General features: G+C 71.6%; 16 protein-coding genes and 1 pseudogene. 4 read left to right on the forward strand and 13 right to left on the reverse strand.

Annotated features, from left to right (window positions below):
* Positions 1-7 precede the first annotated feature (7 nt).
* Entirely contained in the window at positions 8-829 is an 822-nt protein-coding gene (locus tag ASG70_RS00110) for a sulfotransferase (RefSeq protein WP_056881839.1), read from the forward strand.
* A gap of 126 nt (positions 830-955) precedes the next feature.
* Here the strand turns inward: ASG70_RS00110 and ASG70_RS00115 are convergent, their stop codons facing one another.
* The 6 genes from ASG70_RS00115 to ASG70_RS00140 are packed head-to-tail and all read right to left on the reverse strand — an operon-like array spanning position 956 to position 7,266.
* The gene (locus ASG70_RS00115) at positions 956-1,969 is read right to left on the reverse strand and encodes an alkaline phosphatase family protein (protein ID WP_056881840.1); all 1,014 of its coding nucleotides are present in this window, start codon (positions 1,967-1,969) and stop codon (positions 956-958) included.
* Positions 1,970-2,015: 46 nt separating this feature from the next.
* Complete coding sequence (locus tag ASG70_RS00120; protein ID WP_056881841.1) at positions 2,016-3,176, reverse strand: delta-60 repeat domain-containing protein; 1,161 nt, start codon at positions 3,174-3,176, stop codon at positions 2,016-2,018.
* A gap of 14 nt (positions 3,177-3,190) precedes the next feature.
* Positions 3,191-4,045 (reverse strand): sulfotransferase, encoded by an 855-nt coding sequence (locus ASG70_RS00125; protein ID WP_056881842.1) that lies wholly within the window; start codon positions 4,043-4,045, stop codon positions 3,191-3,193.
* The gene (locus tag ASG70_RS00130) at positions 4,042-5,547 is read right to left on the reverse strand and encodes a hypothetical protein (protein WP_056881843.1); all 1,506 of its coding nucleotides are present in this window, start codon (positions 5,545-5,547) and stop codon (positions 4,042-4,044) included. The genes ASG70_RS00125 and ASG70_RS00130 overlap by 4 nt, the downstream gene beginning before the upstream one ends.
* Entirely contained in the window at positions 5,544-6,524 is a 981-nt protein-coding gene (locus ASG70_RS00135) for a sulfotransferase (protein WP_056881844.1), read from the reverse strand. The genes ASG70_RS00130 and ASG70_RS00135 overlap by 4 nt, the downstream gene beginning before the upstream one ends.
* Before the next feature lies 1 nt (position 6,525).
* On the reverse strand, positions 6,526-7,266 hold the full coding sequence (locus tag ASG70_RS00140; RefSeq protein WP_056881845.1) for a hypothetical protein: 741 nt from the start codon (positions 7,264-7,266) through the stop codon (positions 6,526-6,528).
* A 197-nt stretch (positions 7,267-7,463) separates the two neighbouring features.
* Between ASG70_RS00140 and ASG70_RS00145 the strand changes: the two genes are divergently transcribed.
* Genes ASG70_RS00145 through ASG70_RS00155 form a run of 3 tightly spaced genes read left to right on the forward strand, consistent with a single transcriptional unit; the run spans position 7,464 to position 10,677 of the window.
* Complete coding sequence (locus ASG70_RS00145) at positions 7,464-8,738, forward strand: glycosyltransferase (RefSeq protein ID WP_056881846.1); 1,275 nt, start codon at positions 7,464-7,466, stop codon at positions 8,736-8,738.
* A complete protein-coding gene (locus ASG70_RS00150) occupies positions 8,735-9,757 on the forward strand; it encodes a sulfotransferase (protein WP_056881847.1) in 1,023 nt (340 codons plus the stop codon). The genes ASG70_RS00145 and ASG70_RS00150 overlap by 4 nt, the downstream gene beginning before the upstream one ends.
* Before the next feature lie 11 nt (positions 9,758-9,768).
* On the forward strand, positions 9,769-10,677 hold the full coding sequence (locus ASG70_RS00155; protein WP_056881848.1) for a sulfotransferase: 909 nt from the start codon (positions 9,769-9,771) through the stop codon (positions 10,675-10,677).
* Positions 10,678-10,809: 132 nt separating this feature from the next.
* On the opposite strand, the gene ASG70_RS00160 is transcribed toward ASG70_RS00155, so the two are convergent.
* The 7 genes and pseudogenes from ASG70_RS00160 to ASG70_RS00185 all read right to left on the reverse strand — a co-directional run bounded on the left by ASG70_RS00160 (position 10,810) and on the right by ASG70_RS00185 (position 18,986).
* A complete protein-coding gene (locus ASG70_RS00160) occupies positions 10,810-13,170 on the reverse strand; it encodes a delta-60 repeat domain-containing protein (RefSeq protein ID WP_056881849.1) in 2,361 nt (786 codons plus the stop codon).
* Positions 13,167-13,832: a glycosyltransferase family 4 protein gene (locus ASG70_RS20265; RefSeq protein WP_369818855.1), complete on the reverse strand. Its 666-nt coding sequence runs from the start codon at positions 13,830-13,832 to the stop codon at positions 13,167-13,169. The genes ASG70_RS00160 and ASG70_RS20265 overlap by 4 nt, the downstream gene beginning before the upstream one ends.
* Before the next feature lie 8 nt (positions 13,833-13,840).
* Positions 13,841-14,363, reverse strand: a pseudogene (locus tag ASG70_RS20270) (glycosyltransferase); the annotation flags it as partial.
* A 7-nt stretch (positions 14,364-14,370) separates the two neighbouring features.
* On the reverse strand, positions 14,371-15,627 hold the full coding sequence (gene cysN / locus ASG70_RS00170) for a sulfate adenylyltransferase subunit CysN (RefSeq protein ID WP_056881851.1): 1,257 nt from the start codon (positions 15,625-15,627) through the stop codon (positions 14,371-14,373).
* Position 15,628: 1 nt separating this feature from the next.
* Entirely contained in the window at positions 15,629-16,546 is a 918-nt protein-coding gene (gene cysD, locus ASG70_RS00175; RefSeq protein ID WP_056881852.1) for a sulfate adenylyltransferase subunit CysD, read from the reverse strand.
* A complete protein-coding gene (locus ASG70_RS00180) occupies positions 16,543-17,355 on the reverse strand; it encodes a 3'(2'),5'-bisphosphate nucleotidase CysQ (RefSeq protein ID WP_056881853.1) in 813 nt (270 codons plus the stop codon). Before ASG70_RS00180 ends, cysD begins: the two co-directional genes overlap by 4 nt.
* Entirely contained in the window at positions 17,355-18,986 is a 1,632-nt protein-coding gene (locus tag ASG70_RS00185; protein ID WP_235531272.1) for a sugar transferase, read from the reverse strand. Before ASG70_RS00185 ends, ASG70_RS00180 begins: the two co-directional genes overlap by 1 nt.
* Positions 18,987-19,154 lie beyond the last annotated feature (168 nt).

Raw genomic sequence — 19,154 nt, forward strand, 5'->3', positions numbered from 1 at the left:
GACCACCATGTCGATCTCCGAACCCGAGACCCGCACGTCCGAGTCCGAGTCGTCGCTCCCCCGCACCTCGACCGCGCCGATCTTCGTCGTCGGCTGCCAGCGGTCCGGCACGACGATGCTGCGCCTCATCCTCGACTCGCACTCACGGATCAGCTGTGGGCCCGAGACGCGGTTCCTCGAGGACATGGAGCGCATCGTCGGGTCGGACTGGAAACGCTTGTCGCAGTACGGTTTCAGCCAGGAGGAGTGGCTGAGCCGCATCGCGGGCTTCTTCGGCGGCATCCAGTCCGACTACGCCGCAGGTCGGGGCAAGGAGCGCTGGGCAGACAAGAGCCCGCGCTACGCCATGAAGCTCGACTTCATCCTGCGACTCTTCCCCGACGCGCAGATCGTCCACGTCATCCGTGACGGCCGTGACGTCGCCGTGTCGCACCGCAAGCGCTTCGGGTACTGGTCGTGCGTCAAGTCGTCCGTGAAGTGGCCGCGCTACATCGCCCAGGCCAGGGCGGGGGGCGTGGCGCTCCCGGCGCACCAGTACCACGAGCTCCGGTACGAGGACCTGGTCACCGACCAGGAGGCGACGCTGCGGTCCCTCATGGACTTCCTGGGCGAGCCGTGGGAGCCGGGGATGCTCGACTTCGAGTCGCACTCCCACGACGTGCCCGCCCGCTACCACGCGCAGGCGACGTCGCGCCGGGCCGGCGAGGGCACCGACGCGGCGGTCTACTCCTCCCGCGTCGGCACCTACCGCAAGGAGCTGGACCCGTTCATGCGCCTGCTCTTCCAGCTCACGGCGCGACGTACCCTGCGCGAGCTCGGCTACCAGTAGCGAGGTGGCGCGGATGGCGGGCGCGCGGCTGCGGCGCCGCTGGCTGCGGCGGCCGCCCACCGCCGGTCCACCACACGAGCGAGGCCCCCTCCGAAGGGAGGGGGCCTCATCCGTGCGCGGTGTCCGTCAGGGCTTGATCCTGAAGACCGCGTCGTCCCGGATCGAACCGACCCCCGCGTCGCCGGCGTGGCCGAGCAGCGGCGAGGCCGACCCGACCATCTGCTGGACACCCTTGAGCACCGAGTAGTGGTTGTAGGCGACCGACGAGACGCCACCGGCCTGGGTGGACGGCGTGATGACGATGAGCGGCACGTAGAAGTTGCTGCCGTTGCCCTCGTCCCACGTGATGATGATCGCCGTGTTCCCGGACTGGTACGCCGCCGAGCTCAGCAGCTGGGGGATGAACGTCTTCGCCCAGTTGTCGCCGTTCTGGATGCGCTGGCTGACCGTGGTGTTGGGCACCAGGTGCATGATGTGCGGCTTGTTGGGGATGATCAGGTTGAACTTGGCCGACAGTGTGTCCGCGGCGTTGGCCGGGAACGGCCGGGCGTTCGCCTTGCACAGCGTCGCCTGCGTCCGCGTGTAGTACTGGAACGGCGTGTGGTTGATGACGAAGTCGCCGCTGCTCTTGAGCTGGCAGTTCGTCGTCATCGACTCGCCCCACTCCACGGCGTCGTTGCCCATGAGCTCGAAGATGCTCTTCGAGGCCTGGGGCCAGACGGTCGTGTCCTTGTTGGAGGTGATCTCCAGCTCGCTGGTGCAGACGCCGTTGCTGTCGGCCGTCCTGCAGCCCTTGTAGCCGGACGTCAGGGCGATGTAGTTCGTCAGGCTCGTGGTCGACAGCGACAGGTCGTTCTTGCTGTAGCTGCAGGCCTTGATGAGCGAGTTGAGGTAGGGCGCGTCGGTGGTGTTGCCGACGATCTTCTTGAGCGGCTTGTTCTCGAACATGATCAGGGCGACGTGCGTGTACGTCGTCGGTGCCGTCGCGCCCGTGCCGCACGGTGCGGACACGGTGGGGGCGACGGCTGCGGCGGCTCTGGGCGGGTTGGCCCCTGCCGCTGTGCCGGCCCCGCCTGCGACGGCGAGCGCCGACGACGCCAGCGCGAGGGCTGACGTGAGCGCGAGTGACTTGACCTTCATTGGATCTCCCCTGGGTTGGTGATGTGGTGGTGCAAGACCAGTGGCGCTACGGCCTGAAGTCGGCCAGGTGGGTGACGGCCTTGGTGCCGATCTTGGTGAAGTCACCGCCGGTCCAGAGACCGTGGGTGACCGGGTCGACGGCCTCCGTCAGCACGCCGTGCGGGCTGTTGAACCTGGGCGCCCAGCTGGTGAGCTCGCCCGTCGACAGCCGGACCTCGAAGGCCTTGCGCCGCGAGAGCGGGGTGGTGCAGATGTACGGGTGGCCGGCCCCGGTGTTGCCCACGCAGTAGTTGGTGAAGTGCCCGCCGACGTAGAGGGAGTCGCCGTCGACCGCGACCGTCTGCACCCCGCCGTCGGTCTGGTAGACCGGTCGCTGCAGCGTGCCGTCGAGGTTCCAGATGACGAGGTGCCCGCCGGAGCCGCCACCACCGGCGTAGAGCCCCCGGCCGTCGGCGGCGAGGTCGATCAGCGGGAACGGGGCCTGGTCGTAGCCGGCCCACGGGCTGAACCCCTCGTCCACGGCACCGTCGGCGGTGGCCAGGAGCGCGAGGTATGGCTGGGACGAGCCGCTGACGGCGGTGAAGTTCCCGCCGACGTAGACCTGCGCCGCCCCGGGTCGGCCCTCGACGCTCGTCACGGCCCCGTTGGCTGCCGGGGTCCAGCTGCCGCGGACGGCGCCGGTGGCGAGGTCGTACGCAGCCAGACGGGTGCGCGTGGCGCCCTGGGCCTTGAGGAAGTCGCCGCCGGCGTAGAGCGAGCCGTCGACCGCGTCCAGGGCCCGGACGGGCTTGTCGAGCGCCCCGTCGAAGGAGAGCACCTTCGCGGTCGCGTCCAGGGCCGCGAGCCTGGCCCGTGCGACGCCGCCTACGTGGGTGAACGCGCCGCCGGCGTACACGACGCCCGCGGACGCCTCGAGGGCGTAGACGTCGGCATCGGTGTCCGCCCGCCACGGGAGGAGGTCGCAGGTGTTGGCGTCGACCGCGGCGAGGTGTGCCCGCGGCTGCAGGACGCCGGCGCGGTCGCGCACGCTCGTGAAGCTGCCGCCGACGTAGAGGGTCCGCCCGCTGACGGCCATGGCGGCGACCCTGCCGTTGGGCTGTGCGCAGGGGCTGGCGACGGTGGTGCCGACGCTGGCCCGCGCCGGAAGGACGCCTGCCGCCACGAGGGCGCAGGTCGCGAGGACGGTGAGCAGTGGGCGGTGGCGCACGGCGGTTCCTCTCTTCAGGCCTGGGTGAGACGCGGGGGGTGGGGGACGGCTGACGCCGGCCCCACGCCCACGTCGTGCCTCGACAGGTCGTCCAGCCCGTAGCCGAAGGACGCCAGGTCGTCGCCGAACCGGCTCTCGACGAGACGGCGCTGCCAGTGGCCGGGGCGCCACCAGGAGGCCCTCCAGTCGTCCCAGGTGCGCTCGTAGGGCTGGCTGGCGCCGACCCGGATGGTGTTCGCGTCGATGGGCGAGGACAGGCCCAGGAAGGCCTCGACGCGACCCAGCTCGCCGGCCGGGTCGGCCACGAGGTCCTCGTAGTGCAGGACGTGCAGCGGCGCCAGGTGCGGGGCGTCGGCGAGGAACGTCCGGTGGGCCGTGAGCCAGTGCTGGACCAGGCCGCTGATGGTCTCGAACTTGCGCGGGTCCGACGAGACGGCCTTGCGCCACTTCTTGTTGGACAGCGCCACGACCACGGGGTGGCGGATGACGACGATGACGGGGGCGCCTGGGAAGAGGGCCTGCAGGAACCGCCCCATGACGAGGTTGGGTGGCGACTTCTCCAGCAGGTAGCGCCGGTCGAGGTCCCAGTAGGGGTCCCACGTTCGGCGCAGGGCCGCTGCGCTCTCGGCACTGACCAGCGGGCTGTCCTCGGTGAGGTGCGCCCGCGGGTCGTTCGCGAACCGGCCGGAGCCGCCGTACACCTTGGCCTTGGGGTAGACCCGCTGCAGGTGCTGGCCCTCGTCCTCGCGCACCCCGGTGCCCGACAGCCCGCTGATCTCGGGGTGGGTGGCGAGGGCCCTGGCGAGCGGTGTGGTCCCGCTGCGGTGCAGGCCGCCGACGAACAGCAGGCTCTGCCTCTGGTCGCTCATCGTTGTTCCTTGAGGAAGGTCGCGGTGGGTACGGGGAGGGTCAGCCGTTGCGGCGTGGCGCCGAGGGTGGTCGTGGCGCCGGCGGTGGGCTTGTCGAGCGACTCGACCGAGGCGGCCTTGCCGCCGTCCGGCAGCTGCACGACGGCGTGCCCGTCCGACCAGACGAAGGCGGTGGCCGTGCCGCCACGGTCGAACCCCACCCCCGTCATGCCTGCGACCGAGATCTTGACGACCTTGGCCCCCCGGGAGGCCTCCACCATGGCCTGGAAGATCCGCCCGGCCTGGCGCACCTGGCCGTCGGGCTCGAGCAGGCCGTAGCGCGGCTCGTCACCGTTGCGGCCGCCCGGGTCGAAGGCGAGCGGCAGCCAGACCGCGACGGTGGCGCCCTCGGCCAGGACGAGGCTCATGGTCTTGAGGACCTCCTCGCTCTTGGTCGCGTCGTCGGTGGTGGCGCCGCTCTTGTCGAAGCTGCCGACCTCCCAGGCCTGGATCGGCGTGCCGTACGGCGTGTGCGACTTCAGGTAGGCGAAGAGCGTCGGCACCGCGGAGTACTTCTCGTAGAAGTGGATCTGGCGCACGTCGGTCACCTTGCTGGCCGCGAGCTGGCGCATCAGGTCGAGGTAGACGAGGTTGCGCACCCCCTGCTCCGACTTCAGCGCGGTCTCGAGGTCGGCCCGCGTGTGCACCGCGACGATCTGGTTGCCACGGGTGCCGATGCGACGCTCGAAGTAGGCGTTCCAGGCCGAGAGCGCGTCTGCGTCCCTGCCCTGCTTCAGGAGCCAGTCGGCGATGCCGTAGCCGTAGCTGGTGCTGCTCAGGCCCGCGTCGACCACCTTGGCCTCGGGGTCGCTGGCCCGGATCTCACCCGAGGCCGCCCGGGCCAGGGTCTCGAACTGTTGCGGCGTGCCCGCCCAGAAGCTCGCCGAGTTGATCTCGTTCTCGATCGCGTACTCGTGGACGCCGAGCTTGGAGTAGCGCGTCACGGCAGCCTGGACCCAGGCCTTGTAGGCGCCGAGGTCCGTGGGCATGGCCGACTCGGTCTTGGCCTTGCTGCCACGCTGGTACTGGGCGTCACCGGACGTGGCCCAGCACCGGCCCACCCGCAGCTTGAGCATGAGGGTGGTGCCGATCTCCCGGCTCCGGGTCGCGATCCGGTCCAGCGAGGACCAGTCGGGGCTCCCCTGCTTCTTCTCGACGTCGCACCACACGACCTCGTAGTAGGTGGTGCCCCCCGACACCGACTTGAGGAAGGGCCCGAACTCGGTGAAGCGTCCCCAGTCCCACTTGGCACCCATCGGCGTCGCCTGACCCGTCGCTCCGGTGGTGCTCCCCGAAGGTCCGGACGTCCCCCAGGCCGGTCCGGTCGACGTCGCGGCGGTGCCCGTGTCCACGGACTGGTCGCCGCTGGTGGGCGCCGTGCACCCCACGAGCCCGACGACGGCGACACCTGCGACGAGGGCCGCTGCCGCCCTGGCCCGGACCGTGCGGAGGCGACGGCTCATCCCTCGCCCCCGGCCGGCACCGGGGCCTGCGTCGCAGCGGTGCCCGGGGCGCGGACGGCTGCCTCGTCGAGCCGGGCCAGCAGGCCGCGGGCGAGGCGGCGCACGTCGGGGTCGATCGGCAGGGCTGCGGAACCGTGGCTCGTGCGTGGCGTCACGTGGGAGCACAGCACCGGGCGGTAGGGCAGGTCGATGAACGCGCAGAGCCGGCGCATCTGGCCGTGCGGGTCGGCCACGAACCGGTCGTAGGACACCAGCATGACGTCGGGCCGGCGGTCCAGGCCCAGGTCGAACCACAGCTGGTTGCGCACCACCCAGAAGAGCACCGCGGCCGTCTCCCGGGTCATCGTCTCCAGGTCGAAGGACCGCACCAGGTCCACGGACGCGCGGGGCAGCCGCTGCCCCTGCCAGATGTCGTCGCCGTGTCCTGCCGCGACCTGCCGGAGCGCCTGCAGGTTGGAGTCGCCGAACTTGGAGACCTCCGAGCGCGCCCGGTCCTCGGGGTCGCGGACGACCCAGACGGCCCGGCCCGCCGGGAGACCCGGGAGGGCGAGGAGCTGGTCGACGCGGTGCGACTCGCACAGCGGCTTGACGAGCACGATGCGGTGCCGGCTCGACCGCACGACCGACACGAGGGTCTCGTCCGGGCGCAGCCTGAACCGCGAGAAGGCCCGGCGGTCGTTCTCGTTGCAGACGTCCACCTCGGGGGCCTGGTCGACCCCGCGCATGATCATGTTGGTGCCCGAGCGCTGGAGTCCGACCACGTAGACCGGTCGCGCTGCACCGGGCGGGACGCCGTGGGCGCGGCGCCACCGCGCCTTGCGCAGGGCCGTGCCGATGCGCTCCCTCGGGTCGAGGCGGTCCTCCTCGACGAGTCGGCCGATGCCCTCGGTCCGGGCCCAGTGCAGGTGTCGGCGGACCTTGCCCACGTAGTAGGGCAGCCAAGCCTGGTCCGCGTGCGGGGTCGGGGTGCCGGTCACGTCACACCACCGGCCGCGGTGCGCGGGCGTGGGCCTCGAGCACGCTGCGCAGCTCGGAACCCGCGACGGCGTCCTCCGCGGCGACGGCGGCGAGCAGCGTGTGGACGTCCCGGAAGCCGTGGCGGCCGTAGCCCGCCTCGACGAAGGCGCAGTACTGGGCGTCGCTGAGGCCGAGCGGCCCGAGGAGGACCGCGGTGTTGTCGATGAGCGGCACAGGACGGGGGTCCAGGCGGTACATGTGCGGCTGCAGGGCCGACCCGCTCTGCAGCAGCAGCGCGAGCCGGTGGCCGCCGTCCCCGACGTGGACGGTCCGGCTCATCCGTGCGCCGGTGTCCGTGGCCTGAACGCCTGTGGTCATCCGCAGGGTGACCGGCGTCCGCGCATCGAAACCGTTGGTGTCGAACGACTTCAGCAGGTCGCGGCTCGCGAGCACACGCTCGGCGAAGTTGGACCGCAGGGCCACGGGATCCTTGAGCACCCACGGCCGGAACCGGGCCATCGCGACCTCGCGGAACCACACGGCGTACGGCTCCTCCCAGGCGTCCGCGACGAGCCGGTCGGCGGTCTCGCCGGCGGGGCGGTGGGTCAGGAACTCGAAGAACTGGGCGCGCACGAGCACGTCGTAGCGCAGGGGGCTGATCAGCTGTGCCACCTCGAGGGGGCCGTCGCCCTGCCGCTTCGGCTGCCACGTCAGGGCGCGACGGATCGTCCTCGTGGCCGTGGCCCTTGCACTCCGCTTCACGACTCCACCGATCTCCGCCCATCCCCGACACCGCCCCTCCACCATTCATCAGCCCGGAGACGAGGTGGACCTGCAGGTGGGGTGCAACGGACCCGTGCAAACGACGTACTCCGGCGCCCGTGCGGGAGACAAGAATCGGCGTGGTGCTCGAGAGGCGTCCGGCGTCGACGAGCCGTACGAGGGGAAGGGAGTCGAGGGTGCGGATCCTGCACGTCAACAAGTTCCTGTACCGCCGCGGGGGGGCCGAGGGGTACATGCTCGACGTGGTGGAGCTGCAGCGCCGCGCGGGCCACGAGGTCGAGCTGTTCGGCATGGCGCACCCGGACAACCTGCCGGACCTGCCGCTGGCCGACACCTTCCCCCCGCACGTCGAGCTCGAGCCCGCACCAGGAGGCCTCGCCGGCCTCGCCGCCGGTGCCCGCATGGTGTGGTCGCCGTCGAGCTCACGCGGTATGGCGCGGGCAGTCGAGCGCTTCCAGCCCGATGTCGTGCACCTCCACAACATCTACCACCAGCTGTCCCCCTCGGTGCTGGCCGCGGTGCGGCGCGCCGGGGTCCGCAGCGTCATGACGCTGCACGACTACAAGCTGGCCTGCCCCAGCTACCAGATGCTCGACCACGGAAGCCTCTGCGACGCGTGTGTGGGGGGCAGCGCCCTCAACGCCGCCCGGCGCCGGTGCAAGGGCGACTCCCTGGCCGCGAGCACCCTGCTGTCGCTCGAGTCGTCGGTGCACCGGGCCATGCGCGCCTACGGCCCCGTCGACGTCTTCATCAGCCCCAGCCGGTTCCTCGCCGGGGTGATGGCGCGCACGGGCCTGGCGCCCGAGCGGCTGGCGGTGCTCAACCACTTCGTCGAGGTGGCGCCAGTCATGCCTGCGGCGCACCGGGATGGGTTCGTCTTCGCCGGCCGCCTGTCCCCCGAGAAGGGTGTGGACACGCTCATCCGCGCGATGGCCCTGCTTCCCCCGACGGTCCACCTCCACATCGCCGGTGACGGCCCGGCGCGCGACGACCTGACGGTCCTCGCCAGGCAGGTCGCACCGGCGCAGGTGACCTTCCACGGGCGCCTGGACAAGGAGCGGCTCCGGGAGGTCGTGGCCGGGTCCATCGCCACGGTCGTCCCGTCGCGGTGGCACGAGAACCAGCCCATGACGATCCTGGAGTCCTACGCCGCGGAGGTGCCGGCCGTCGTCACCGACCTCGGCGGGATGCCCGAGCTCGTGCGCGACGGCGTCGACGGCCTGGTCGTCGCCCACGACGACCCGCACGCCCTGGCCGACGCCATGCTGCGGCTGCGCACCGACCCGACCACGGCGACCGCGATGGGCCGGGCCGGACGGCAGCGGCTGGCCGAGGAGTTCGACCCGCAGCTGCACCTGCGCCGCCTGGACGCCATCTACCGCGGCGAACCGGTCGCGGCCGGTGCGACGTCGTGGCAGGCCGGCGCCCAGACCCTCGAAGGAGCCTCGTGACGCCGCAGGAGCACCCGCCCGTCCGCGTCCTGTACTTCGCCGGGAGCGGGCGCAGCGGCACCACCGTCGTCAGCAACATCCTCGGGCAGCTGCCGGGCGCCTTCGCCGCGGGCGAGCTGCGCTACCTGTGGCAGCGCGGGGTCGAGCAGGACCACCTGTGCGGCTGCGGTCAGCCGTTCAGCGCCTGCCCCGTGTGGACCGCGGTGATGGCGCGGCTGCGGGCGGACGCCGGGAGCGAGCGCGACGAGCCCGCGATCGGGCGCCGGCTGCTCGGGCGGCTGCGCATGGCACGGCTGCCCGGCGCCCTGCTGCGCGACGCCCTCGGCCGGCGCGCCCTGCCTGCCCACCCCGACGACATCGCGGTCACCGACCTCTACCGCGCGATCGCCGACCAGACCGGGGCCGACCTCGTCATCGACGGCTCGAAGCTGCCCCCCTACGGCCTGCTGCTGCGGCAGCAGCCCGGGATCGACCTCTACGTCCTGCACCTCGTGCGGGACCCCCGGGCCACCGCCTTCTCCTGGCTGCGGTCGAAGCCGACGCGCGACACCGCCGTAGGTGCCCAGATGCAACGGCAGGAGACGTGGAAGAGCTCGGTGCTGTGGACCGTCTGGAACCTCACGGCCCTGCGTCTGTGGAGGGACGGCGACCAGCGGGTGTGCCGCGTGCGCTACGAGGACCTCATCGCCGACCCCGTCGGCCAGCTCGGTCGGGTCGCCGCGATGGTCGGGGCCGACCCGGCCGACCTCCCGTTCCTCGCGCCCGACCGGGTCCAGCTCGCGCCGACCCACTCGGTCGCCGGCAACCCCAACCGCCACGACACGGGCGAGATCACGCTGCGGGCCGACGACCAGTGGCGCACGGCCATGTCGCGGCGGGACCGTGCGGTCGTCACCCTCCTCACGGCTCCCGGCCTGCGCCGGTTCCGCTACCCGCTCGACACCCGTACCCCGCCGCGCCCGCGGACGGTCCGTCGTGTGGTGAGCCGCTCGGCCACCTCGGCGGGCCGGGCGCGCTGAGAAAGGACATCATGCTGGCTCTGGTCACCGGTACCGGCCGCAGTGGCACGACACTGGTCCAGGAGACGCTGTCGCGCCATCCCGCGACCGGCTTCATCTCCGGGATCGACGACAAGCTGCCCCGGCTCAACCTCCGCGGTCGCCACAACGGCCGCCTCTACCGGCTCGGCGGCCAGCGCCCGGCGGGCATGCGGGCCCTCGCCGAGGGGGCGCTGTTCCAGCGCGGCCGGATGCGTGTGGCGCCGTCGGAGGGCTACCAGCTCTTCGACCGCCACGTGATGTCGGGCTTCTCGACCCCCTGCCGTGACCTGCTGGCCGAGGACATGACCCCCCACCTGCGACCGCGCGTCGTCGACTTCTTCGAGCACCGCAAGGGAGCGCAGGGCTGCGACGTGATGGTGCAGCACCTCACCGGCTGGCCGCGCGTCGGCTTCCTGCGGGAGGCCGTGCCCGACCTCAAGGTCGTCAACGTCGTGAGGGACGGACGCGCCGTCGCGAGCTCATGGCTCCAGATGGGCTGGTGGGACGGCTGGAAGGGTCCCGACAAGTGGATCTACGGCCCGCTGCCCGCTGACCTGCAGCAGGAGTGGGTGGACCACCGACGGTCCTTCCCCGTCCTCGCGGCGCTGGCGTGGAAGATGTTGATGGCGGCCTACGAGGACGCCCGCGCCCTCACGCCTGCCGACCAGTGGCTCGACGTGCGCTACGAGGACTTCCTGCTCGACCCTGTGGCCACCTGCAAGCAGATGCTCGAGTTCCTCGGCCTGGACTGGAGCCCCGAGTTCCAGGCGGGGTTCGAGCGCCAGCAGATCACCTCCGGCCGCAGCCAGGCGTACCGGGAGGAGCTCACTCCCAAGCAGCTCGCCGACGTCGAGGACGTCCTGGCCGAGCCCCTCGCCCGCTGGGGCTACTCGCTGTAAACCCCGGTTCGCCGACTCTCGCACGAAGCGGGGTGATGCCTCCACAGTCACCGAGGTGGTGGCAGATCGCCCTCTTCCTCGCGGAAGTCGACGGTCTGCCACCACCTCGGTGTGGACTGCGGGGCCGGCGCCTCAGGGGGTCCCGGAGAAGAACGCCAGGCCCTGCTGCACGTTGTTGCGGTTGCCGGCGAAGGTGAAGTCGCCGCCGACCAGGAGCCCCGCGTCGGTGGCCGCGAAGGACCAGACGCCCATCGCGGTGTCGAAGTCGGGGGCGTCCGGCTGCAGCGTGCCCGTCGCGGAGTCGAAGACGAAGTAGCGCTGCTGGGCCACGTTCGGGCCACCCGGGTAGGCCTGGCAGCGGCCGCCGTTGCCGCGGTCACCGCCGTGGGTGCCGTAGTAGAAGTGGCCGTTGACCTCGAACCGGCCCTGCATGCCGCCGTTGCACAGGTTGCGCCAGATCAGCCCGGTGGGGTTGGTGGCACTGGACAGGTTCACCGCGTCCCACTGGTAGATGTAGTCGGGGCACACGTCCCCGCCGTACAGCCGCTGGCCGTCCGCGCTGAGGTAGAGCCGGTTGATCCACGGGCCGACGCTGCCGCACCCTTGGACGCCGCCGAGCTGCTTGGGCCCGAGGGCGCCGGTGGTGCCGCTCACGACGGCGAGGCCACCCGGGACGGTCGTGCCGTTGACCGTGGTGAACGGGCCACCCATGAAGACCGTCGACCCGTCGAGCGAGACCTCCATCCCCTGGACCATCCCGTTGGCCCGCAGCGCACCCGACGGGCCGCTGGTGTTGGCCACCCAGGCGGTGTCGACGGCACCGGTGGCCGCGTCGAGCTTGACCGCCCGGGCGCGGGCGACCTTGGACACCTTGGTGAACTTGCCACCCACCCAGAGCGAGCCCTGGGCGTAGGCGAGGGTGAGCGCGCCCTTGTTGAACGCCGGGTGGAACGCGGGGTCGACCAGGCCGGTCGCCGTGATGATGGAGGCGACGCTCGGCCGCGCCTGTCCCTGGACGGTGGTGAACTGGCCGGCGAGGTAGATCCGGCTGCCGTCGGTCGACGGCACCATGGCCTCCACGAACTCGTCGGTGTCGGCGTTGAACGAGCTGATGCCAGCACCCGTCTGCGCGTCGAGGGCAGCAATTCCCTTGCGCACCAAGCCGTTCACGCTCACCAGCTCACCGCCGACGAAGACCGGGCCACCAGCCGCACCAGCGGAGATCGCGAGCGGGCGGTCACTGGCCACGGGGTTCCAGCCGTTCAGCGCCCCGGTGTCGAGGCTGTATGCGGCCGCGTCGTGGCGCGGCTGCCCGCCGGACTTCCCGAAGCGGCCACCCACGTACAGCACCCCGGCGTCGACCGTCAGCGCCGAGACCTCCGGCGTGCACGGCACCATGCCGTGCGCGTACTTGGTGGAGTGGGGGGCGTTGCACTCGGTGAAGGCACCGTTCAGCGGTCCGACGACACCCGTGGGCGAGACCTCGGCGAGGTAGCCGCGCGCGGTCGTGCCGACGGTGGTGAAGAGACCACCGAGGTAGAGCTGGCCGGTCGGTCCCACCGCGAGCGCCTGCACCGAGGCGTTGGCGTTGGCCGTGAAGGTGCTGAGGGCGCCGTTGGACAGGGCGTAGGCGGCGACGCGCTGGCGCGTGGTCGAGGAGCCTCCCCCAGCAGCGGTCGTGAAGTCACCGGCGGCGACCAGCCGTGCGTTCGTGGTGTCCACGGCCAGGGCGCGGACCACGCCACCGGCGGAGCCGGCGAACGTCGTGTCGATGGCACCCGTCGCCTCGCTGACCCGGCCGAGCCGGGACCGGGTCGAGCCGCTCAGCGTGGTGAAGTCGCCGCCGACGTAGACCTTGCCGTCTGCAGAGGCGAGGGCGCGGACGGTGTTGTTGGCAGAGGCGTTCCAGGTGACCCGGGCACCGCTGACCGCGTCGACCTTGGCCAGCCGGGTGGCCGCCATCGAGTCGATCCCGGTGAACGTGCCGCCCAGCACCAGGCCGGTCGGGGTGAGCGCCAGCGCGTTGACGGTGCCGCCCTGGACCTTGGGTCCGAAGGTCGCGTCGACCGTGCCGTCGGCGAGCACGTGGGCGACGTTTCCCCTGACGCGGAAGCCGACCTTGGCGAAGTCGCCGCCGAGGTACCAGCCTCCCTTGCCGTCCTGCACCGCCGCGCGCACGACGCCGTCGATCTTCGGGAACGCCGGGAGCACGGTGCCGTCGGTGCGGTTGACGGCGACCCCGTGACCGGTGGTCGGGCCGGTGTAGTCGAAACCGCCGGCGAGGTAGACCCGGCCGCCGACGACCTTGATGTCGTTGACCCGGCCGTTGGTGGACCACCAACCGGGTGCCGGCGTGTAGGTCAGTGACGGCGGCGGGGCCGCGGCGCCCAGGGACGTCACGGCGGCGGGGCTGGACGCAGCGGCCGGCGCGACGGCGCCGGCCACGGTGAGGGCGGAGACCGCCAGGCCCACCACGAGCTGGTGCTTCTTCATCGGGATCCCTTCTGGAGGACGATGTCATCGGCACGGCTGGTCCCCTGGTGGGGGCCGTGGTGGCGCCCGGGCGAGCCCCGGCGCTTCGCGAGTGACCTGAGGTAGATCTGCTCGAGCTCGATGACGGCGGTGTCCCACGAGTAGTGCGACACCACCGCCGACCGGAGCTCGTCGGCCACGGGGTCGGGCGCTCGGTCCGCCAGGAGCATCTGGCGCAGGGCCGTGGTCAGCGCCTCGAGGTCGTCCACCGGCACCGTCCGGTGCCGTGAGGACCCCTTCCCCACGACCTCGAGGTGCGGGGGGATGTCGGAGACCAGGACAGGGCTGTCGTAGGAGACCGCCTCCAGCAGCGTCAGCGGCAGGCCCTCGAGGGCCGACGGCTGCACGAAGACGCCTGCATGCTGGTAGAGCGCCGCCAGGGTGGCGCCGTAGGCGAAGCCGGTGAAGACCACGCGCGGGTCGTCGGCTGCGAGGTCGCGCAGGTGCCGCGAGTAGTCGTCGGAGAACGAGGAGTCGCCCACGATCGCGAGCCGGTGGTCGCCCCCCACCTGCCGAAAAGCCTTGATCAGCAGGTCCGCCCGCTTCTCCGGCACGAGCCGGCCCACGCAGACGGCGTACCGGCCCGGCTGCAGGCCGAACGGCTCGAGGAGGTCGGCGCCCACCCGCGGGNCCAGGTCGCGCGAGACCACGACGAGCTCGTCGGGCACCCGTCCGCTCATCCAGTGCGCGGCACCGAGGACCGCCTGCGCGGCGGTGCCCCACTTGGCCCGCTGGTGGTCAAGCCCGTGGACGGTCATCACCACCGAGGACCGCGACAGGAACCGCGGGATCGGCGCGAGCAGGCCCGGGCCGATGCCGTGGTAGTGCACGACGTCCGCCCCCGCCGACAGGGCCTTGCCCGTCGACGTGGCGCTGTGCACGATCGCGTCGAGGTGCTTGGTGCCGATCGTCGGTGCGGCGACCAGCTTCATGCCGCGGTGCTCCTCCACGACGACCTCGGAGTAGGTGCTGCGGCAGTAGACGGTCACGCGGTGCCCGCGCTCGACGAGGCGGGCGCCGATGTTCTCGACGTGGTGCTCGATACCCCCGAACGTGGCGGGGAGCCCCTTCTGGCCCACCATCGCGATGTGCAGCGGGGACCACGCGATGTGGTCCCCGCTGTCCACCGGGGCCTCGTTGCCCTGGCTGTTCATGTCACTCCTACATCGCGGGTTCGGAGATCATGCCGGCGGCGACGGTCCGGTTGGTGGCCTCGTCGACGAGGATGAACCCGCCGGTGGTCCGGTTGCGGCCGTACGCGTCGCACATGAGTGGCTGGGTGGTGCGCAGCTGGATACGGCCGATGTCGTTGAGCCCCAACGTCTGCGCCTCCTCGTCACGGTGGAGGGTGTTGACGTCGAGCCGGTAGCTCAGGCCCTTGACGATGGTGCGTGCCGTCCGGGTCGTGTGCTTGATGTGGTACTTCCCACCGACCCGCAGCGGCGCCGTCTCGTCCATCCAGCAGACCATCGCGTCGATGTCCTGGGAGGCCGTCGGCATGTTGGTCGGGCGGCAGATCATGTCACCGCGCGAGACGTCGATGTCGTCCTCGAGCCGGACCGTGACGGACATCGGCGGGAACGCCTCGTCCACCTCGCCGTCGGCCGTCTCGACCGACTTGATCCGGCTGGTGAATCCGGAGGGCAGCACCATGACCTCGTCGCCCTTGCGCAGCACCCCACCGGCGACCTGGCCCGCGTAGCCGCGGTAGTCGTGCCAGTCGTCGGACTGCGGGCGGATGACGTACTGCACCGGGAAGCGCACGTCGATGAGGTTGCGGTCGCTGGCGACGTGCACGCTCTCGAGGTGGTGCAGAAGGCTGCCACCCTCGTACCAGGGCATGTTCGTCGACCTCGTCACGACGTTGTCGCCGGCGAGGGCGGACATCGGGATGATCGTCAGGTCCGGCACCCGCAGCTTGGCGGCGAACGCGGTGAAGTCGGCGTTGATCTCGTCGTAGACCTCCTGCGAGTAGTCGACGAGGTCCATCTTGTTGACGCACAGGACGATGTGCGGCACCTGCAGCAGGGTGGCGAGGAACGCGTGCCGCCGGCTCTGCTCCAGGACGCCCTTGCGGGCGTCGACGAGGACGAGGGCGAGGTCGGCCGTCGAGGCCCCGGTCACCATGTTGCGCGTGTACTGCACGTGGCCCGGGGTGTCGGCGATGATGAACTTCCGCTTGGGCGTGGCGAAGTAGCGGTAGGCGACGTCGATGGTGATGCCCTGCTCGCGCTCTGCGCGCAGGCCGTCGGTGAGCAGCGCGAGGTTGACGTGCTCGTCCCCGTGCTCGCGGCTCACCCGCTCCACGGCGTCGATCTGGTCGCTGAACACCGTCTTGGTGTCGTACAGCAGCCTGCCGATGAGGGTGCTCTTGCCGTCGTCCACCGACCCTGCAGTGGCGAATCTCAGGATGTCCATCTTAGAAATACCCCTCACGCTTGCGGTCCTCCATGGCTGCTTCGCTGAACTTGTCGTCGCCACGGGTGGCCCCGCGCTCGGTGATCCGCGTGGACGCCACGTCGGCGATGACCTTGTCGATGGTGTCGGCGTCCGAGAGGACCGCAGCGGTGAGGCTGGCGTCGCCGACGGTGCGGTAGCGCACCTTGGCCCGGAACACCTGCTCGTGGGGCTTGGGCGCCTTGTGCTCGTGGACGGCGTAGAGCATGCCCTGGCGCTCGAACACGTCGCGCTCGTGCGCGTAGTAGATGGACGGCAGCTCGATCTGCTCGCGCTTGATGTAGTGCCAGATGTCGAGCTCGGTCCAGTTGGAGAGCGGGAAGACGCGGATGCTCTCCCCCGCGTGAATCCGGCTGTTGTAGAGGTTCCAGATCTCCGGTCGCTGGTTCTTGGGGTCCCACTGGCCGAAGTCGTCGCGGAAGGAGAAGATCCGCTCCTTGGCCCTGGCCTTGTCCTCGTCGCGCCGGGCGCCGCCGAAGATCGCGGTGAACTGGTGCTTGTCGAGCGCCTCGAGCAGGACCGGCGTCTGCACCCGGTTGCGGGTGCCGTCCGGGGGCAGGCACACCCGGCCGTTGTCGACGGCCTCCTGCACGCTGGCGACGATGAGCTGCAGGCTGAGCTCCTTGACGCGCTTGTCGCGGAAGGCCAGCACCTCCTCGAAGTTGTGGCCGGTGTCGACGTGCAGCACCGGGAACGGGATGCGCGCCGGGAAGAAGGCCTTCTGCGCCAGGCGCAGCATGACGATCGAGTCCTTGCCCCCCGAGAACAGCAGGACGGGCTGCTCGAACTCCGACACGACCTCACGCATGATGTGGATCGCCTCGGACTCGAGGATGTCGAGCTGGCTCAGCTGGTAGTCCGGGCCGGTGCTGGTGTTCACGTCAAGTTCCCCTCGTTGTTCAGCTCGCTGATGACGGTGAGCAGGTGGTCGGCCACCTCGGGCCGGCAGATCAGGAGGTCCGGCAGCAGCGGGTCCTCGCGGTTGTACTCGAGCGGCGACCCGTCGATCCGGCTCGTGTGCAGGCCCGCGGCCCGCGCCACCGCCACCGGGGCCGCGGAGTCCCACTCGTACTGGCCACCTGCGTGCACGTACGCGTCGACGGTGCCGTCGACGACGGCGGTGGCCTTGATGCCGGCCGAGCCCATGGGCACCAGCTCGGCGTCGAGGCGCTCGGCCAGCCGGGCCACGAAGGCCGGCGGGCGGCTGCGGCTCACAGCCAGGCGCAGCCGACCGGACGGCTGCACGCCGGGGCCCGGTGGCCCGGGCAGGTCGTCGGTGGCCAGGGTGCTTCCCCGAGCGGGACGCGCGACCGCACCGGCGACGAGGTCGCCTCGCTCCCAGAGGGCGACGTGCACGGCCCAGTCGTCGCGCGGCACCTCGCCGAACTCGCGGGTGCCGTCCAGCGGGTCGATGATCCAGACGCGCTCGGCGCGGAGGCGGACCGGGTCGTCCTTGCCCTCCTCGCTGAGCACCGCGTCGTCGGGCCGGGCGGCCGCCAGCTGGTCCATGAGGAACAGGTGCGACTGCCGGTCACCGTCGGCCTTGAGCTGCGCGGGGTCGACCCCGTCGTCGGCGCGGCTGCGCAGGGCCAGCAGGACCTCACCGGCGGCGTCGGCCAGGGCCCTCGCGAGCCGGTGGTCGTCGAGCGCGGCCAGCGCGGTCACGCCGTGGTCGGTCAGTGCGGTCATCAGTAGGCCCCTTGTCCCTTGAGGACGGCTCGGAGGGTGCGGGTCAGGATCTGCAGGTCGAGCACGAGCGACCAGTTGTCGACGTACCAGAGGTCCAGGCGCAGCGACTCGTCCCACGGCAGGTCGCTGCGGCCGCTGACCTGCCACAGCCCCGTCAGCCCGGGCTGGACGTGGAGCCGGCGGGCCGCGTCGGGCTCGTAGCGGGCCGCCTCCTCCGGCAGCGGTGGCCGCGGGCCCACCAGCGACATCTCGCCGCGCAGGACGTTGACGAGCTGGGGCGCCTCGTCGACGGAGAACCGCCGCAGGACGCGACCGACGCGGGTGACCCTGGGGTCGCGGCGCATCTTGAAGAGGATGTCGTTGCCCGCATCGGCGCCCTGGAAGGCGAGCAGTTCGGCCCGCTTCTTCTCGGCGTCGGTGCACATCGTGCGGAACTTGAGCATGTTGAACGTCCTGCCCTTCGCCCCGACCCGGGTCTGGCGGAAGATCACCGGCCCCGGGGAGTCCCACCGGATGAGGAGGGCGATGGCGAGGGTCAGCGGGAAGGTCAGCAGGAGGAACGCGCTCGCCGCGCAGACGTCGACCACCCGCTTGCACGCCCGGCGGGCCCCGGACATCGCCGGCCGCTCGACGTGCAGCAGCGGCATACCCGCTGTCGGGCGGATGCTCAGGCGGGGACCGGCCACCTCGAACAGGCCGGGGGCGATGACGAGGTCGACCTTGCGCTCCTCGAGGCTCCAGGCGAGGCGGCGCAGGCCGGCGCCACTCAGCTCCGGGTCGCTGGAGACCGCCACGACCTCCGCCTCCAGCAGCGAGATGGCCTCCATCGCCTCCTCGGGGTAGCCGAAGACCGGCACACCCTCGACGAGGCTGCTGCGGTCGGTGCCGGTGACGATGCCGGAGACGCAGGCCCCGACGACCTCCATCCCGGCGCCCTGTGCGCGGCGCAGCTGGCGGATCATCGGGCCCACGGTGCGGACGTCACCGATCACCAGCGTCCGTGCCGTGTCCCGCCCGGCCATGCGCCGTGCCAGGAGCCGTCGCCGCAGGAGGTGGCGCGCCGAGAGGCCGAGCAGGAGCAGGGCGGGCGTTACGGTGACCACGAGACCGCGGGTGAACTCGGCCTGCAACATCCACGACAGCCCGGCGGCTGTACCGACCAGTCCCAGTGCCGCCCGCACCACGGCGCGGTACTCGTTGGCGGTGGTGCCGAGGTAGCGCCGCTCGTAGCCGTGGGCCAGCAGCACCGCCAGCACGTAGAGCAGGGGCAGGGCGAGGGTGACGAGCACGCGTGTCTCGACCGAGGACCGGGTCACGGGCACGAGGGAGCCGATCACCCCGGCCACCAGGGCAGCCACGGCGTCGACGGCGATGGCGTGGCGGGTGTAGCTCACGTGCCACGGACGCCGCGCACCCTCGGTGCCGATCCCGGCCACCGAGTCCAGGGCGGACTCCGGCACCGGGTCCTGCGTCGACCCGTCCCTTGACTCGAGCCCCGAGTCCAGCCCCGAGTCGAGCCCCGAGTCCAGCTCTGGCTCGAGCCCTGCCTGGGGCCCTGCATGGGGCCCCGCATCGGGCCCCGGCTCCATTCCTGGCTCGAGCCCCGACTGGAGCTCCGACCCACTGGCCACGCCTTCGGCCGGCGCCTCGACCGCCGACGGCTCCGGTGCGGAGCGGGCGGTCTCAGCCTGCGGCGAAGGAACTCCGTCCGACCCTGCAAGATCCGTCATGTCGCTCCCCTGTGCTGCGCTGGTCCCCCACGGTTCGGCTTGCGTTCACCGTCCGGTTGACCGAAATGC

The organism is Phycicoccus sp. Soil748 (assembly GCF_001428025.1).
GTDB lineage: Bacteria > Actinomycetota > Actinomycetes > Actinomycetales > Dermatophilaceae > Pedococcus.

Excerpts from the sequence above, each read along its gene's own strand:
- ASG70_RS00110 (WP_056881839.1), top strand. The coding sequence starts at position 8 with ATGTCGATCTCCGAACCCGAGACCCGCACGTCCGAGTCCGAGTCGTCG.
- ASG70_RS00180 (WP_056881853.1), bottom strand. The coding sequence starts at position 17,355 with ATGACCGCACTGACCGACCACGGCGTGACCGCGCTGGCCGCGCTCGAC.
- cysN (WP_056881851.1), bottom strand. The coding sequence starts at position 15,627 with ATGGACATCCTGAGATTCGCCACTGCAGGGTCGGTGGACGACGGCAAG.
- ASG70_RS00125 (WP_056881842.1), bottom strand. The coding sequence starts at position 4,045 with ATGAGCGACCAGAGGCAGAGCCTGCTGTTCGTCGGCGGCCTGCACCGC.
- ASG70_RS00115 (WP_056881840.1), bottom strand. The coding sequence starts at position 1,969 with ATGAAGGTCAAGTCACTCGCGCTCACGTCAGCCCTCGCGCTGGCGTCG.
- ASG70_RS00160 (WP_056881849.1), bottom strand. The coding sequence starts at position 13,170 with ATGAAGAAGCACCAGCTCGTGGTGGGCCTGGCGGTCTCCGCCCTCACC.
- ASG70_RS00155 (WP_056881848.1), top strand. The coding sequence starts at position 9,769 with ATGCTGGCTCTGGTCACCGGTACCGGCCGCAGTGGCACGACACTGGTC.
- ASG70_RS00130 (WP_056881843.1), bottom strand. The coding sequence starts at position 5,547 with ATGAGCCGTCGCCTCCGCACGGTCCGGGCCAGGGCGGCAGCGGCCCTC.